The sequence below is a fragment of the Halomonas sp. ALS9 genome, assembly GCF_001651035.1.
Taxonomy (GTDB): Bacteria; Pseudomonadota; Gammaproteobacteria; order Pseudomonadales; family Halomonadaceae; genus Vreelandella.
In genome coordinates, this window is the sequence record NZ_LXRG01000233.1 from 110,296 (window position 1) to 124,998 (window position 14,703).

At 53.7% G+C, this 14,703-nt stretch carries 14 protein-coding genes; 5 read left to right on the plus strand and 9 right to left on the minus strand.

The window, feature by feature from the left end:
• Nucleotides 1-139: 139 nt before the first annotated feature.
• Genes A6R74_RS21105 through A6R74_RS21115 form a run of 3 tightly spaced genes read right to left on the minus strand, consistent with a single transcriptional unit; the run spans nt 140 to nt 2,881 of the window.
• Nucleotides 140-532 carry a RidA family protein gene (locus tag A6R74_RS21105; protein ID WP_064236448.1) on the minus strand — a complete coding sequence of 131 codons (393 nt, stop codon included), beginning with the start codon at nt 530-532 and terminating at the stop codon, nt 140-142.
• On the minus strand, nt 529-2,016 hold the full coding sequence (locus tag A6R74_RS21110) for an N-acyl-D-amino-acid deacylase family protein (protein ID WP_064236449.1): 1,488 nt from the start codon (nt 2,014-2,016) through the stop codon (nt 529-531). The genes A6R74_RS21105 and A6R74_RS21110 overlap by 4 nt, the downstream gene beginning before the upstream one ends.
• 1 nt (nt 2,017) lies before the next feature.
• Entirely contained in the window at nt 2,018-2,881 is an 864-nt protein-coding gene (locus A6R74_RS21115; protein ID WP_064236450.1) for a MurR/RpiR family transcriptional regulator, read from the minus strand.
• Between the two features lie 114 nt (nt 2,882-2,995).
• Between A6R74_RS21115 and A6R74_RS21120 the strand changes: the two genes are divergently transcribed.
• Nucleotides 2,996-4,204: an amino acid deaminase gene (locus A6R74_RS21120; RefSeq protein ID WP_064236451.1), complete on the plus strand. Its 1,209-nt coding sequence runs from the start codon at nt 2,996-2,998 to the stop codon at nt 4,202-4,204.
• A gap of 23 nt (nt 4,205-4,227) precedes the next feature.
• Here the strand turns inward: A6R74_RS21120 and A6R74_RS21125 are convergent, their stop codons facing one another.
• The 5 genes from A6R74_RS21125 to A6R74_RS21145 form a co-directional block, all read right to left on the minus strand.
• Entirely contained in the window at nt 4,228-4,917 is a 690-nt protein-coding gene (locus A6R74_RS21125; RefSeq protein ID WP_064236452.1) for an HAD family hydrolase, read from the minus strand.
• Nucleotides 4,914-5,888: a 2-hydroxyacid dehydrogenase gene (locus A6R74_RS21130; RefSeq protein WP_064236453.1), complete on the minus strand. Its 975-nt coding sequence runs from the start codon at nt 5,886-5,888 to the stop codon at nt 4,914-4,916. Before A6R74_RS21130 ends, A6R74_RS21125 begins: the two co-directional genes overlap by 4 nt.
• Before the next feature lie 62 nt (nt 5,889-5,950).
• The gene (locus A6R74_RS21135) at nt 5,951-6,934 is read right to left on the minus strand and encodes a sugar kinase (protein ID WP_064236454.1); all 984 of its coding nucleotides are present in this window, start codon (nt 6,932-6,934) and stop codon (nt 5,951-5,953) included.
• Nucleotides 6,935-7,034: 100 nt separating this feature from the next.
• A complete protein-coding gene (locus A6R74_RS21140) occupies nt 7,035-8,051 on the minus strand; it encodes a LacI family DNA-binding transcriptional regulator (protein ID WP_064236455.1) in 1,017 nt (338 codons plus the stop codon).
• A 100-nt stretch (nt 8,052-8,151) separates the two neighbouring features.
• Entirely contained in the window at nt 8,152-9,882 is a 1,731-nt protein-coding gene (locus A6R74_RS21145) for a PilZ domain-containing protein (protein ID WP_064236456.1), read from the minus strand.
• 292 nt (nt 9,883-10,174) lie between these two features.
• Between A6R74_RS21145 and A6R74_RS21150 the strand changes: the two genes are divergently transcribed.
• Nucleotides 10,175-11,014, plus strand: coding sequence for a methyltransferase domain-containing protein (locus A6R74_RS21150; protein ID WP_064236457.1), 840 nt, complete (start codon nt 10,175-10,177; stop codon nt 11,012-11,014).
• Nucleotides 11,011-12,015 (plus strand): methyltransferase, encoded by a 1,005-nt coding sequence (locus A6R74_RS21155; protein ID WP_064236458.1) that lies wholly within the window; start codon nt 11,011-11,013, stop codon nt 12,013-12,015. The genes A6R74_RS21150 and A6R74_RS21155 overlap by 4 nt, the downstream gene beginning before the upstream one ends.
• A gap of 23 nt (nt 12,016-12,038) precedes the next feature.
• On the opposite strand, the gene A6R74_RS21160 is transcribed toward A6R74_RS21155, so the two are convergent.
• Nucleotides 12,039-12,794 carry a FadR/GntR family transcriptional regulator gene (locus tag A6R74_RS21160; RefSeq protein ID WP_064236459.1) on the minus strand — a complete coding sequence of 252 codons (756 nt, stop codon included), beginning with the start codon at nt 12,792-12,794 and terminating at the stop codon, nt 12,039-12,041.
• 279 nt (nt 12,795-13,073) lie between these two features.
• Here A6R74_RS21160 and A6R74_RS21165 point away from each other — a divergent pair, with 279 nt between their 5' ends.
• Both A6R74_RS21165 and A6R74_RS21170 read left to right on the plus strand, forming a co-directional pair.
• Entirely contained in the window at nt 13,074-13,814 is a 741-nt protein-coding gene (locus A6R74_RS21165; RefSeq protein ID WP_064236460.1) for an SDR family oxidoreductase, read from the plus strand.
• A 22-nt stretch (nt 13,815-13,836) separates the two neighbouring features.
• Nucleotides 13,837-14,679 (plus strand): fumarylacetoacetate hydrolase family protein, encoded by an 843-nt coding sequence (locus A6R74_RS21170; RefSeq protein ID WP_064236461.1) that lies wholly within the window; start codon nt 13,837-13,839, stop codon nt 14,677-14,679.
• Nucleotides 14,680-14,703 lie beyond the last annotated feature (24 nt).

Genomic DNA, 14,703 nt, shown 5'->3' on the forward strand with positions numbered 1-14,703 from the left:
GTGTATCCGGCCGTTGCCGCGGCCGAAGGTAGACAATGGAAGTGATTACCGCGGGGCTTTTTTATCCTAATCACGCGGTAATCTGGCGCTGCGCCCTTGCCGGGGTGCGGCGCTTTTTTTGGTACTTAAAGCTGGATGTCTAGACGCGGTCAGCGCGGAAGCACTTCACGTCAACCTCGACTTTGCAATCCACCACCAAGTCTTGAACGCTGCAGATGCGTGCCGGTGGGTTGTCGCCAAATATCTCCTTAAACACTTTGTTGAAAGAGCTGAAATAGCGCGCATCAGTCAACACAGTGGTGACATGCACCACGTCCTCGACGCCGTAACCGGCTTCTTGCATGATGGCCAGGCAGTTGTTAAAAGCGAGGCGGGTCTGCTCAACGATGCCGCCTTCAACAACTTCGCCATCGGTCATTGGGGTTTGGCCGGAGACGTATAGCCAGCCTCCTGCTTCTACTGCGCGGGCAAAGGGCAGCTTCTGTCCGCCGGTGCCTACGCCGCCTTCCGTGCCGTATCGAGTAATGCTCATGGTGTTTGCTCCTGGTTGGGTTGAAAGGTGGGGATCGATTGAGAAATACGCTCTGTTCTGCGCAGCATCCGGCCAGCGCGTTGGTCTGAAATTGCGCCTTGGTGATAGGCGACTTTGCCGTTCACTATGACCATTTCGATGCCTTTAGCGGCCGCGATGGGGGTCTCGTAATTGGCCGTATCTTCAAGAATCGTGAGATCAAAAAGGGTGAGATCTGCGTAGGCGCCTATGCGGATTACGCCGCGATCCGTTAAGCCAAAATTAGCCGCTGAAAGGCTGGTCATCTTGCGTACCGCTTCGGCCAGCGGCATTAGCTTTAAATCGCGGCTGTAGTGTGCCAGCACCCGGGGAAAGGCGCCCCAAAGGCGTGGATGGGGATGCGGGTCGTTCGGCAGGCCATCGGATCCCACCATGGAGAGCGGATGCGCTAACACTTGCTGCATATCTGCTTCACTCATGTTGTGGTAAACCGCTCCCGCAGGCTGTAGCTGCTTGGCAGCGTCTAGCAGTGACACCCCCCACTCGGCGGCGATCTCTTTGAGTGGGCGGCGCGCCTGCTCAGGGTGCGGTTGTGACCAGGTAATGGTGATTTCAATCTCATCTGTCACTTGGCCAAGGTCGAGGGTGGAGGAGCCCGCGGTGTAGGGGTAGCAGTCGCAGTGAGCATGCTGATGCTGGGCGGCAGACTCCAATTTACTCAGCGCCTTACCAGCGCCTCCCCAATTGCCTGCGCCTGCGCATTTTAGGTGCGAGATCACCAGAGGCACATCGCCATTGCGAGCGGTGGAAAAGGCTTCGTCCATGGCATCCAGCAGGCCCGCAAACTCATCTCGAAGATGGGTGGTATATACGCCCCCCGATTTCCCAACGGCTGCTACCAGGGGTGCCATCTCGGTGGTCGGTGCGTGTATCGCGTTTCGATAGGCAAGCCCTGAACTAAGCCCTAGGGCTCCCTCATCCAGCGCTTGGCTTAGCAGCACCTCCATTTGTGCAATTTCTTCTGCAGTCGCAGGGCGGGCAAAGCTTTCCATCACTTGGCTGCGTAAACTGGTATGCCCAACCAAGGCGGCGACGTTGATACTGGGCGCGGCAGCGTCTACGGCGTTGGCATAGGCGCTGAAGCTTGGGTAGCGGAAGTCTTCTAGCTTGCCCAGTAAATTCATGGGGTCGGGGACTTCGCTGGCAAGTGTCACGGGGCTTGCGCTGATACCGCAGTTACCCACTACCACCGTGGTTACTCCCTGGGTGAGCTTTGGCAGCATCTCCGGGGTACGAATGACATTGGTGTCGTCGTGAGTGTGGACATCGATAAAGCCTGGGGCCAGATAGCGCCCTTCGGCGTCAATAATGGTGGTGGCGGTGGCATAGGGCATATCACCGACGGCGCAGATACGCTCGCCTTGAATAGCTACATCGGCACGAAAATGAGCCGCGCCTGAGCCATCCAGCACGTTGGCATTACGAATCAGTAAGTCGTAAACCATCTTAATCTCCTAGTGGCTGGCGATTATCGCCACCGCGATGGTCATCGAGGCTAAGCTTGAGTCGGCGCAATTTAGTTCGCGAGCGCTCGCGATGGCGCATGGCAAGTTCAAGCGCTAATACGTCAATGACCGCTAGCATGGCGTAACGTGAGGCGGAAGGGTGGTAGATAAAGTCGGTCTCCCGCGAGGTAACCGGGAGCACAATGTCGGATGTTTCAGCCAAAGGAGAATTCATGGCAGTGATGGCTACCACCTTTGCGCCGTACTGTTTGGCAATCTGTGCAGACTCCACCATCTCTGGGGTGTAGCCAGTGACAGATAGCACGACGACCACGTCATCTGGTTCAAGGGTTGACGCCACCATGCGGGGCAGCAGCGCTTGGGGGTAAGCGCAGACCGCATAGCCAAGGCGTACCAAGCGAAACTGAAACTCTTGGCAGAGAATGCTGGAACCGCCACCTGCACCAAATACCAATATCTGGCGGGCTTTATCTAGCTGTTCGACCGCGCCTGCCACATCGGCCTGGGCGAGTAGGTCACGGTTAAGCGCGAGGGTTTGCGTGGCAATGTCATACACCACGCTTGAGCTGTCTTCTGGCGTCGCTTCTTGTATAAAGCGGCGGCCTGCTGCTAAAGCGCGTGTTAAGCGCGTTTTTAAGTCGCGCACGTTAGTACAGCCGATAGCGCGGGCAAATCGGGTGACGCTGGCATCGCTAACCCCGGCGCGCTGGGCGATCTCACCGATACTCGCTTCGGTAACAAACTCAATGTCAGCAAAGATCAGCTCGGCGACTTTTTTCTCAGCGTCGCGCAGGGCAGCAAAGTCAGTGGTAATACGTGACAAGATGTCGATTTCTTGGCTCACCGTGGACTCCTATTGGTTGCCTTACCTAGAAAATATGTTAGTTTCTAACCTTAAGTCAATATTTGTGAAAATAACTAACATTGATGCTTATACATAGAGAGAGGAAATGGGCAAATGCAGACAATGGCGTTAGCGGTGGATAAAGGCGGTGTGGAATTGGGATCAAACCTTCTGTCAGGTGTCAGCCTGCCCGCCGCCGTGGTGCATGAAGGCCCGCTGACCCATAACGTAGAGTGGATGCAACGATTCGCAGACGCTCACGGAGCACGCTTGGCGCCCCATGGCAAAACCACCATGACGCCGGCACTTTTCCATCGTCAGCTTCAGGCGGGGGCGTGGGGTATTACCCTCGCGACCGCGCCTCAGTGTCGTGCGGCTTTCGCCAATGGCGTCACTCAGTTGTTAATGGCCAACCAACTGGTCGGCCAGGCCAATATGGCCATCATCGCCAGCCTGATCGAGCAGGGTGCGACGTTTTACTGTGTGGTCGATAGCCAGGAGAACGTACGTCAGCTTGGTCGTTTCTTTGCTAAGCGGGGACTGACGCTGGCGGTACTCATTGAGGTGGGTGTCACCGGTGGTCGTTGTGGCTGCCGCAATAAGCAGCAGATTCTCTCGCTGGCAGAGGCCATTGCTAATGAGCCAGCGCTCTGTCTGGTAGGTTTAGAAGGTTATGAAGGTGTGGTTCACGGGGACGACCCCGAATCTGGCATTCGTGCTTATGCTCAATACCTGGTGGATGTTGCAGTCGAGCTCGAAGCTGCTGGCCGCTTTGCGGAGGCAAACCCGATCGTAACGGCCTCAGGCTCTGCCTGGTACGACTTGATTGCGGAAGCCTTTCAAGGCGCACCGCTTCAAGGGCGATTTACCCCGGTGCTACGCCCAGGTTGCTATGTCGTCCACGATCATGGGCTTTATCGTGAAGCGCAATCAGCGGTATTAGGCCGCCGTCCTGATTTACAGCAGGGGCTTGAGCCTGCCCTGGAAGTCTTTGCCCAGGTGCAGTCGCTGCCTGAACCTGGGCTGGCCATTATCGCCCTAGGCAAGCGCGATATTGGTCCTGACCAGTTGCCTATCGCGCTACGTCGGTTCCGGGAAGAAGGTGGCCCAGCGCAGACGTTGTCGGTTGCAGGCTGGGAGGTAACGAAAATGATGGATCAGCATACGTTCGTGAGACTTCCCGAAGACGCTTTGGATGTCGAAATTGGGGATATCATTGCGTTTGGCACCTCTCACCCGTGTCTGACCTTTGATAAGTGGCGCCAGCTATTGCTCGTCGATGACGAACTAAACGTGAAACAGCACTTGGTGACCTGTTTTTAAACATCGCCCGCGCCTTCCCGCCGCTATGCGTTCGCGGTGTTCGATAAGCGTAAGATTGCCGCTGGTAGCTCGCTGGCGTGGTGAATACCCACCGCGCCTTCGGGCGTGCTTTCTTCATTCGGAAAGTGGTTGAGATGAATCACATGCATACCTGCCGCTAACCCCGCTTCCACGCCCACTGCCGCATCATCGATCACAACACACGCTTGTGGTAAGTAGCCCATGGCAGTGGCTGCTTTTCGATACAGTTCTGGGTCGGGCTTCCAGACGTTGAGGGTATAGGCGCTAAACAGCCTGTCGGCAAAATGGTGGCCTAGGTCAGTGCTTTCCAGCGCGCAGCGAATTTTTGGCTCGGGGCCATTGGAGACCACGGCCATAGGGTGGTTGCTTAACTGTTCAAGAGCCGCAGGCATGCCGGGGATTGCCACAAGTTCGGCACGCATACGGGCCTCCATACGCGCCCGCATGCCTGCCTCAAGCTGGGAAAAGGTGTCTTTTGCCAGCGCCTGAAAACGGCTTTCTAGCGTTTGGACGATAGTCTGGAAACGTACCCCGCGAAATTCATCCATATATTGCCGTGCTGAGAAAGGTAAGCCGAACTCGGGAAGGATATCGCCCATCACCTCGGCGAGCAGTATCTCGCTATCCACCAGGGTGCCATCGCAGTCAAACAGTAGGCAGAGAGGCGTGGCCGTGTTCAGCGCAGAATTCATTGATAGGTTTCCTCGTTGACTAGGCTAATCGGCCGCTCGCCCTGGAGAGCTAGGCGAATATTATCGACCGCCCGCTGGGCCATGGCGTCGCGGGTTTCATGGGTGGCAGAGCCTATATGCGGCAGGGCGACCACATTGGGCATCTTCGGTAGCGGTGACGAGGCGGGTAGCGGCTCCTGCTCAAAAACATCCAGCCCGGCCGCGTGAATAACCCCATTTTCCAATGCATGTATCAAGGCGCGTTCATCGACCACTTTGCCGCGGGCGATATTGATGAAAATGCCCGAAGGCTTCATCAGCGCGAACTCTTGGGCACCGATTAAATGCTCGGTCTCGGCGGTAAGCGGCACCGTAACACAGACGAAATCGGCCTCGGCCAACAGCTCGTTGAGTTCGCGGCGCTGCGCGCCAAGCTCTTTTTCAAGGGCTGGCTTGGGCGAGGCGTTGGAGTAGAGTACCTGCATGCCAAAGCCCAGGGCCCCGCGCCTGGCAACTGCTTGGCCAATGCGTCCAAACCCCACCATGCCTAGGGTTTTACCATGCACATCGCTGCCAAACAGGGCGGGCCCGACGCTGGCCTGCCACTTGTCAGCCTTGACCCACTCGGCTAATTCCACCACCCGGCGGGCGGTGGCCATGATCAGGGCAAAACCAGTATCGGCGGTGGTTTCGGTAAGCACGTCTGGCGTATTGCACAGCATAATGCCGCGCTTAGTCAGTTCATCAACGGGGATATTATCGTAGCCAACCGAGACAGTGGCGATGACCTTCAAGTTGGGCGCTGCGTCCAGCAATTGAGGGGTGATCGCCAAGCCGGAACCGATAATGCCGTGCACCTCCGCTAATAGGGCGCGATTTTCAGGGGCATCCAGCGCGGTGGTTTTCGGCAACACATCCACTTCAAACAAATCGCTAAGTTCAGCCTGTTGAGCGTCGCTGAGTCGTCCTTGAATCACTAGGCGTTTTTTCATTGTTATCTCCATGGTGAAAAGCCTGTTATTTAAAACCTGTTATTTAAAAAAGTGCGTGGCGATTAGCCAATGGGTTGGTCGGCTTCAAGCGCTAGTAGTCGCTCGCGATTAGGCAGACCTTCCATATCACCCACTACCTGAATGGCTTGAGCGCCAATGAGGTTGCCGCGTTGGGCTGCTTGGCGCGCTGTGCAGCCGTCAAGCAGGGCGCTAATCACACCGACGGCGAAGCCATCGCCTGCACCTACGGTATCCACGACTTCAGCTACGTGGCAACCGTCTACGGTAAAGCTCTCTTCCCGCCCATCTAAGTTGCCACGGTAATAGCTACCTTCCGGCCCCAGTTTGATGATCACTGCCGAGGCACCTTGATCCAGGTAGTAGCCTGCTACGTCGTAAGGTGTCTTCTGTCCGGTGAGCAGTTGGCCTTCTGAAAGCCCAGGCAACACCCAATCGGCGCGGCTGGCGAGTTCATTGAGGGTCGATCGCATTACGTTTTCGCTGGGCCAAAGTGACGGCCGCAAATTGGGGTCAAAAGAAATACTGGCGCCATAGGCGCGGGCCTGTTCCATCAAATGATGGCTAAGCTGGCAGGCGCTTTCAGATAAAGCCGGGGTAATGCCCGTCGCGTGAAGGTGGTTAAGCGCCTGAAAGTCGATATTCCGTGCGTCGTCAATAGTGAGGTGGCTGGCGGCACTGCCACGTCTGAAATATTCGACTCGCGGGTCGGTGCCGTCCTGAGCGCGTTCTTTAAAGAGCAGTCCGGTGGGGTGGTGTGCATCGGCGTGAATATAGCGGTCATCGATACCTTCCGCTTTTAAAGCCGCCTGAATAAAACCCCCAAAACTATCGGTGCCCACTCGGCTTAACCAACCGACATGAAAACCCAGCCTGGAGAGGCCGATAGCGACATTGTTATCGGCACCGGCCAGGCGGCGGTGGAAACGCTCAATGCCAGCTAATTCCCCCGGTGTATCAGCTACAAACATAGCCATGGCTTCGCCAAAGGTGAGAATTTCGGGTGGGCTAGAGATGGAGTGGGGCATGGGCAATACTCTCTTCCTTTGTGCTGTCTTTGAGCTGTTTATTATCATTCAATGGGAACGATACCATTTTTGCGGCTCTTTTCTAGCAGTGGCTTAAAAATTAGCGCTGGGTGGAACCTCGTTCAATCAGGCTAGGGGCAAAGCTTACCGTGGTCGGCATTGCCGATGTATGCGGCGCAATGCGATGCATCAAGCACTCCACCGCCGTTTTGCCGATCGCATCGGTGGGTTGGGCAAGGGTGGTAATGCCGGGGGAGACTAAGGCGCACCAATCGAGCTCGTCGATCCCCATCAAGCCTACCTTGCCAAGCGGTAAGCCCAACTGTTGAAACAGGCGGGTCACTACGAGGGTGGCATTGCCGTTACCACACAAGACGGCGCAAGCGTGCTGCTGATGGACGGCTAAAAAGTCGCTTAGCGCTTGAAGTGTTGCAGTGCTATCTGAGTTAGCAAGCAGTGACGTTGCGTAATTCAGCCCATGCTGCTCGGCAGCGTGGCTAAAACGTGACAAGCGTTTTTGTCGCGTGCTTGACTGCTCGGGAGCTTCGCTGACATACAGCACGGCTTGGTAACCCTGATCGGCTAAGTGCTCTAGTGCCATATCAATTGCTAGGTGGTTATCGAGCCCGACCACTTCCGCTTCCACATGGTCAACTTCGCGGTCTAGCAGCACGATGGGCGTTCCCAGGCTGATAAAGGTGTGCAACTGGCGTTCCGGGTTGCCGGACGCATTCACTACGAGACCTTCTACTTGATAGGCGCCCAGTAGATCCAAGTGCTGGCGCTCCTGTTCCGGGTCATTGTCGGTATTACACACGACCAGCGAATAGCCGTATTGGCGGCACGCTTGTTCGACACCGTGTGTGATGGCCACTGAAAATGGATTGCGGATATCAGCCACCAACATGCCGATCAATTTAGAACGACCACCTTTTAGGCCGCGGGCCATTTGGTTCGGCTGGTAGCCAAGGGTGTCCGCCGCATGGGCGATGCGCGCTTGAAGGGAGGGCGAGAGCCGGTCACGTTCTTCGCCAAAATAGCGTGATACGCTGGTTTTAGAGGCACCTGCGAGGCGCGCTACTTCGAGAATGGTGGAACGGCGTGAGCTTGAAGACATAAACCACTTACGGTAATGGTATCGGTTCCATTCTGTGCAAAATAATATGACTTAGCAATGACTTTTAAGGGTCTTTGTACTTGAGAAAGGCTTAGGCTCGCTATGCTTTTTTCATGCTTACATTATAGTCGCTGGGGTTGACCGTCCCTTCTAGTCGACCAATCTGGTTGAAATCGTTACTAGACAGCACTGTATCAATGGAAGTGTCCTTAAAAGCCAAATTTTTAACAACGTCTACTTTGCAAGGCATTCCCTTTGCGTCTACATCCACAATCCAGGCTAGAAAACCGTTTGAAAATTTAGCTAAGCTGCCGATAGGGTAAAGGCCAAAGTGTTGGATATACTCAACTAGCAATGACTTTTCATATTTCTCTGGTCGGCTATTGACCCACCGGTAAGCATCCAAAGGTTGCTGTGGGTGTTGTCCATTGCGTTCATGGGTTAGCTTGTTGATTATTTTGATCACACTCACTAATCGAACAACGTCTGATAACGCTTCTGTTTGCTTTCCCACCGGATAGCCACTGCCGTCGAGCCGTTCGTTTGCATTGAGGATAATGTCGCTGCAGGTTGGGCTAGGTGCCCAGTCGAGAACCGACAGTTTTTTGCTCAGGGCATGTACATGCTGCTTGAGCATCTCTCGTTGTGACGGCGACATGTGAATTTTTAGTGAAGGCAACTGTTCACTAACGAGCAGTGGTTTGCCCATGGTATGGAGTAAGGCGCCCGCGACTGCTTCGCGCGTTTTGTAGGCGTGGGGGTCGCGGCTAATCAGCATCATGGCAAGCTGGCCACCCACTTGAATGGCGTGGCGTACCCACTCCGGCTCATCGTGCAAATACGTCAGGGCATACTGTAGGGCTTTGCGATCATGGTTAACCATATACAGAATGCTATCCACGCACTCATATAGAATTTCAGCGGGTAATAAATGTTTATTTTTCATAAACATCAACATGATTTGGAGCTGCTGGGCTATTTCGAGAACGCCCCGCAGCAAGGGGGTATTTTGCGAGCTTATTAGATGGTCTTGCTCTTCTTGGCGCTGCATTTTTTTCTCTTTCGCATCGGCAATAAACAGTTTTGATCTTGCCCGCGCGTTATGTTGGGTGCCCGAGCGTAAAGCAGCCTCGAACTCAGCTTCAGAAACGTAATGGAATAGCGTTTCCGTTGAGGCAGGGCTCATATCAAGGAACTCTATGCCAATGGCGGCATGGCCATGATTGCCAAAAGGGCGCATATGCCGTATGCGGCCTTGGGTATTAAATGCCTCTCCATTGGGAAATTTTAGCGTTACACCTGGAAGTATCTGATCGACAGAAAGCGCAATGCTGTCTTCGAGGCGAACATCTACCATACAGCCGCCCACTGAAAGGTTGCGTACTTTTCCCTCTATATTGAGCTCGTGGGCAAACACTTCCAGGTACACACGGGCGTGCATGCCAAGAACAAAAGGAACCCTCAACGCACCACGGTTATCAGAGGAAAAGATGGAGTTGGGTAGTTGGCACTCTAGGTGGTAAGTGTGGGTGTCTATTTGAATGATATGAGCAGGAACGTGCTCAATGTTATAAATTTCTTCAGCGTCATGCCCATGCCGCGAAGCCTCTATATCAAACGATATGGTGTCGTTATTTAGGTAGGGAGACAGCGAAAGGCCAGTGTACTTTATTTCTAACGTGATTTTCCTGTTATCAGGCTCAACCTTAACTGCTGTCGCCTCGATAGAGTGAGCAGCTTCTTTAGAAAAAATGGTAATGATGTGATCTTTATTGAACAACGACTTAATTATTTGGTTGGTAGTATTTTGAATAGTTGTGTCGATAAGCATATAAAATCCACCGTATTTATTTTGTTATAATTTACATCTACTTGGTGGTAACTGTCATACCTTTCTATTCACTTTACTAGTGCTTGTCACTGCTACTTCGATAGAACGCTATTCCCATGTCGATTAGCTATCATTTTGCGCCTATTTGCAAACCTATTTATATTTATTTTAAGTGTCATTTGTAATGTTTTGATAACTTTTGTTTGTGTTTGATACGGGCTAGATTGTCGTTCGGTTGAGTAGAAATAATCAGTTAAACTGCGCATTTCCTTGTTACAGCGATGCCCGTGGCATGCAGCAAAAATCTAAATTAATAAATCCTAAATTGACCAGCTATGAGTTAACCCAAGCAGGCGATCGCTATTTTGACGGTCTGGCAGAGAAGTTCTCCCGTTCGCTCTACCAGGCGCCCAGAGGTGAGCTGCGTTTAGCCATGCTCGACTACCTGCTGCCGGAAATGCTGCAACTAAAAGGCCAGAGGTTGCTGGATGTGGGCGGTGGCCTGGGCCAGCAAGCGGCATGGTTCGCTGAGCGGGGGCACAGAGTAACGATGACTGAGCCCTCAGTGGATATGCTTAGCTATGCAAAAAACTGGCATCGGGATGCTAAAACGTTACCGGAAGAGTCTATTACGTATCTGCAGACCCCGCTGCAGCGGTTAACGGAGCATGCCCCAGGCCCATGGCCTCTTATTACTTGCCATGCAGTGTTGGAGTGGCTGGGGGATCCTCAAGCGGCGCTAAGTACCTTGAGTAATCTATTGGTACCTGGCGGCCAGCTTAGCTTAATGGTGTTCAACCGCGACGCCCTGCGCTTTTCGAATGCGGTCAAAGGCAATTTAGAGAAAGCCTTGAGCGATCGCTTGGCCGGTAAGGGCAAGCGCCAACGATTGACGCCTATTTCGCCCGTTAGCCATGCGGAAATTGAGCTGTGGAGCGCAGAGAGCGGCTTACGAATAGACGCTGTCGCCGGTATCCGTGTCTTTCAAGATTACTTGCGCCACCCGCCCGCCACTCCAGCAGAAAGTGCCACGCTGCTGGCGCTGGAGAAACACTACTGTCGCCATGACCCTCATTGGCGCTTGGGTCGCTACCTGCTTTATACATTAACTAAACCGGAGTTCATTGAATGAGTGCCCAAGCCCCAGCTTGCCAGCTGTTAGAGCGCCAAAAAGATAACTACGCATCGCTGTGGGTCGTGGGCCCACCGGTTGATAGCTGGCTCATTGACCAATCGACGGGGGTGGTAAGTGGCGATTTTGACGCACTGCATGAGTGGCAGGCGAACGGCAAGCAGGCCCGAACGCCTTTTGACTTAGCCGCGGACGAGCCATTCGGCAAAGAGGTTGTGCTGTTTTGGCCGAAGGCACACCAGTTAGGTATTTGGTGGCTCAAATGGTTATGCGAGCAGCTTCCTGAAGGGACACCCATTGAAATTGTCGGTGAGCATCAAGGCGGCATTAAGCGTGTCCCTAAGATACTTGATGAGCTGGGCATGCCCTGGGATAAACGTGACAACGCGCGGCGCTGCTCTTTATTTGCTACACATACCGTCGCGTTGGATTCCTCCAGCGACACCGCTTGGCAAACGTTTGAGACGCTGGATTTAACATTAGCCAGCCATCCAGGTGTATTTGGCCACGGCAAAGTTGATGAAGGTACGCTATTACTGTTGGAGAGCTTGGAAAGTAGTTTGCCCAAAAAACCACTTAAGGTGCTGGATATGGGCTGTGGCGACGGCATTATTAGCGCCTGGTTGGCCCAGCGTGGCCACCAGGTGACCGCAGTAGACGTCAGCGCGTTTGCGGTAGAGGCATGCAAGCGAACCTTAGCGGCCAATGGGCTAGAAGGGCGGGTGCTCTGCAGTGATGTATTCAGCGCCCTTGAAGGCGAGCAGTTTGACTGGGTTGTCAGTAACCCGCCGTTCCATAAAGAGCGCGATATTAGCTATGGCCCCAGCCAGCGTTTGATTAGCCAAGCGCCCGAGCACCTAAACACAGGCGGCCGTTTGATCATTGTAGCGAATGGATTTCTACCGTACCCCGACCACTTACAGCGCGCTTTTCAAGACTTCCAGACCCTGGCGGATAATCGTCGCTTCAAGGTCTACGGTGCGGTTAAGACACAGCGCTAGGCCCTGGACTTTTGATTAAACGCTTACTCTGCAAAGAACACATTAAGTACGTGATCCAGATGCACTTCCATGGCGCGGCGAGCAGCAGCTGGGTTACGTTCTTCAATGGCCTCAACGATGCGCTTGTGGTCGTCCTGAGAGCGCTGGGGCATATCTGTTTCCATAAATAGTTCCTGGAGCCGACGAAACATGGCGCCGTACTTGTGGCCAAGCAGATGCTTGATAACAAGCGCGTAGGCGGCGTTGCCTGAGGCCTCAGCAATACGAATATGTAGCAATCGATCTCCGGCGCAGTTGCGCCCGCCATTGGCGTTGTCAGATACATTCCGCTCAAATGCCAAACGGATCGCTTTCATATCCTCTTCGGTGGCGTTCATGGCTGCTAACGCGGCAATTTCCGGTTCCAGGTAGCGGCGCGTTTGGAGAAGTGAAAAGGGGGGAATCTCTTCGTCCAGATTGAGCTCAATTTCGCTCTCGAACTCTGGGTCTATTGCCCAGGGCTCCGTGCGAGCGGCCGCGCGCATCACCGATTCCATTGGCGTGGGGCGTGACTCAAGAACCACGACACCATGACCGACCCGAACAGCTACCTGCCCAACCACCTCGAGAGCAATCAAAGCCTCTCTTACCGAAGCCCGACTGACGCCGAGAGATTGGGCAAGTTCTCGCTCGGGGGGTAAGAGCGTGCCTGGGGGGAACTCACCATCATTGATTAATTGCTGTAACTGATCAGCAATCTGGCGATAAAGGCGCTGCGAGCGGATGGTTTGAATCGGCATTCAGAGTATTTCCTATCCGTTTCATTGGCGAGTTTTGGCTGAAGTTTATAGCTACTAAAGTTTATAGCTACCAAGGTTTATAACTACTAAAGTTTATTCTCAAAAGCTGCTATTCGGTCTTTTGAGGCTTGCCAGTGCCAAAGTTTTCCAATCATACTCGGTTTATTGGTCAGGCCATTGGATGGCTGGATGTTTTGACCTGATGTATGTTCCCATTCTTTTCAAGGCCGTGCCACCGCTTTTAGGGACGCGCCATAGCCGTTAGGGATGTGCAATAACATGAGACTCAAGAACAAAACTGCACTGATCACCGCCGCTGCAAACGGCATTGGGCGTGCTAGCGTTGAGCGCTTTGTTGCCGAGGGCGCACGCGTATTCGCGATAGATATTGATATTGCTAACTTGGAGGGGATGCCGGGCGTTGAAGCTTATCGCCTGGATGTCACGGATAGCCAAGCGATCCACCATTTAGCCGATGCATTGCCGGCCTTGGATGTACTGTTTAACTGCGCCGGTATGGTGGCAGGTGGCACGGTGCTTGAGTGTGACGAGGCCACTTGGCAGCGATCGATGGATCTTAATGTCACTTCAATGTTTCATACCTTGCAGGCTTTTTTACCGGGCATGTTGGCAAAGGGAGGTGGCAGCATCATCAACATGGCTTCCCTGGCCTCTAGCATTAAAGGGGTGGCTAATCGCTGCGCTTACGGAACCTCTAAAGCTGCGGTGATCGGACTGACCAAGTCGGTAGCAGCAGACTTTATGACCCAAGGCATTCGCTGCAATGCGATCTGCCCTGGCACCGTTGAGTCACCCTCTCTTAAACAGCGTATTGCTGAGCAGGCACGTAAAGAGGGGCGCAGCGATGCCGAAGTGTTAGCCTCTTTTATTGCCCGCCAACCGATGGGTAGGCTGGGGCGAGTGGAAGAAGTGGCTGCACTGGCGGCTTTTCTGGCCTGTGATGAGTCGCAGTTTATTACCGGCACCACGCAATTGATCGATGGTGGTTGGGCTAACTGATTACTTTAGAAGGAATAACAATATGAAACTTTTACGCTTTGGAACGCCGGGCCAGGAAAAACCGGGCATTGTCGATAGCCAGGGTAAGGTGCGTGATCTTTCCTCCATCGTTAGCGATGTGGCCAGTGATGTGTTGAGTGACGAAGGGTTGCAGAAGCTTCGCGATGTGGATCTCTCTTCATTGCCAGAAGTCTCGGCTGATGTACGTCTAGGGCCTTGTGTTGGTCAGGTGGGCAAGTTTATTTGTATTGGTCTCAACTACTCCGATCATGCAGCAGAAACCGGCGCCGAGGTTCCCCCAGAGCCGGTCATTTTCAATAAGTGGACTAGCGCTATCTGTGGCCCCAATGACAACGTGGAAATCCCCCGTGGCTCCAAAAAAACCGATTGGGAAGTAGAGCTTGGGGTGATTATTGGCAAGGGTGGCCGTTACATAGATGAAGCCGAGGCCATGTCCCATGTGGCGGGTTTCTGCGTGGTTAATGATGTATCCGAGCGCGAGTTTCAACTGGAGCGCAGTGGTACTTGGGACAAGGGCAAGGGCTGCGATACGTTCGGCCCCTTGGGCCCCTGGTTGGTAACCCGTGATGAAGTGACGGATCCACACCAGTTGAATATGTGGCTGGAGGTTGATGGCCACCGTTACCAGGATGGCAATACGCGCACCATGGTGTATCAAGTGCCTTTTCTGATCAGTTACTTGAGTCGTTTCATGAGTTTGCAGCCTGGTGATGTTATCTCAACCGGCACCCCTCCCGGTGTGGGCATGGGCCAGAAGCCCGCTGTTTACCTCCGTGATGGGCAGCGAATGCGTTTAGGTATTGATGGCTTAGGTGAGCAGCTGCAGCGTGTTGTGCAGGCTTAAAGTCAAAGGCATTGGTGGGTAATA

Bases quoted from the DNA above. Each gene is read 5' to 3' on its own strand.
- A6R74_RS21105 (WP_064236448.1), bottom strand. From the start codon at position 532: ATGAGCATTACTCGATACGGCACGGAAGGCGGCGTAGGCACCGGCGGA.
- A6R74_RS21110 (WP_064236449.1), bottom strand. From the start codon at position 2,016: ATGGTTTACGACTTACTGATTCGTAATGCCAACGTGCTGGATGGCTCA.
- A6R74_RS21120 (WP_064236451.1), top strand. From the start codon at position 2,996: ATGCAGACAATGGCGTTAGCGGTGGATAAAGGCGGTGTGGAATTGGGA.
- A6R74_RS21125 (WP_064236452.1), bottom strand. From the start codon at position 4,917: ATGAATTCTGCGCTGAACACGGCCACGCCTCTCTGCCTACTGTTTGAC.
- A6R74_RS21130 (WP_064236453.1), bottom strand. From the start codon at position 5,888: ATGAAAAAACGCCTAGTGATTCAAGGACGACTCAGCGACGCTCAACAG.
- A6R74_RS21135 (WP_064236454.1), bottom strand. From the start codon at position 6,934: ATGCCCCACTCCATCTCTAGCCCACCCGAAATTCTCACCTTTGGCGAA.
- A6R74_RS21140 (WP_064236455.1), bottom strand. From the start codon at position 8,051: ATGTCTTCAAGCTCACGCCGTTCCACCATTCTCGAAGTAGCGCGCCTC.
- A6R74_RS21145 (WP_064236456.1), bottom strand. From the start codon at position 9,882: ATGCTTATCGACACAACTATTCAAAATACTACCAACCAAATAATTAAG.
- A6R74_RS21150 (WP_064236457.1), top strand. From the start codon at position 10,175: ATGCAGCAAAAATCTAAATTAATAAATCCTAAATTGACCAGCTATGAG.
- A6R74_RS21155 (WP_064236458.1), top strand. From the start codon at position 11,011: ATGAGTGCCCAAGCCCCAGCTTGCCAGCTGTTAGAGCGCCAAAAAGAT.
- A6R74_RS21160 (WP_064236459.1), bottom strand. From the start codon at position 12,794: ATGCCGATTCAAACCATCCGCTCGCAGCGCCTTTATCGCCAGATTGCT.
- A6R74_RS21165 (WP_064236460.1), top strand. From the start codon at position 13,074: ATGAGACTCAAGAACAAAACTGCACTGATCACCGCCGCTGCAAACGGC.
- A6R74_RS21170 (WP_064236461.1), top strand. From the start codon at position 13,837: ATGAAACTTTTACGCTTTGGAACGCCGGGCCAGGAAAAACCGGGCATT.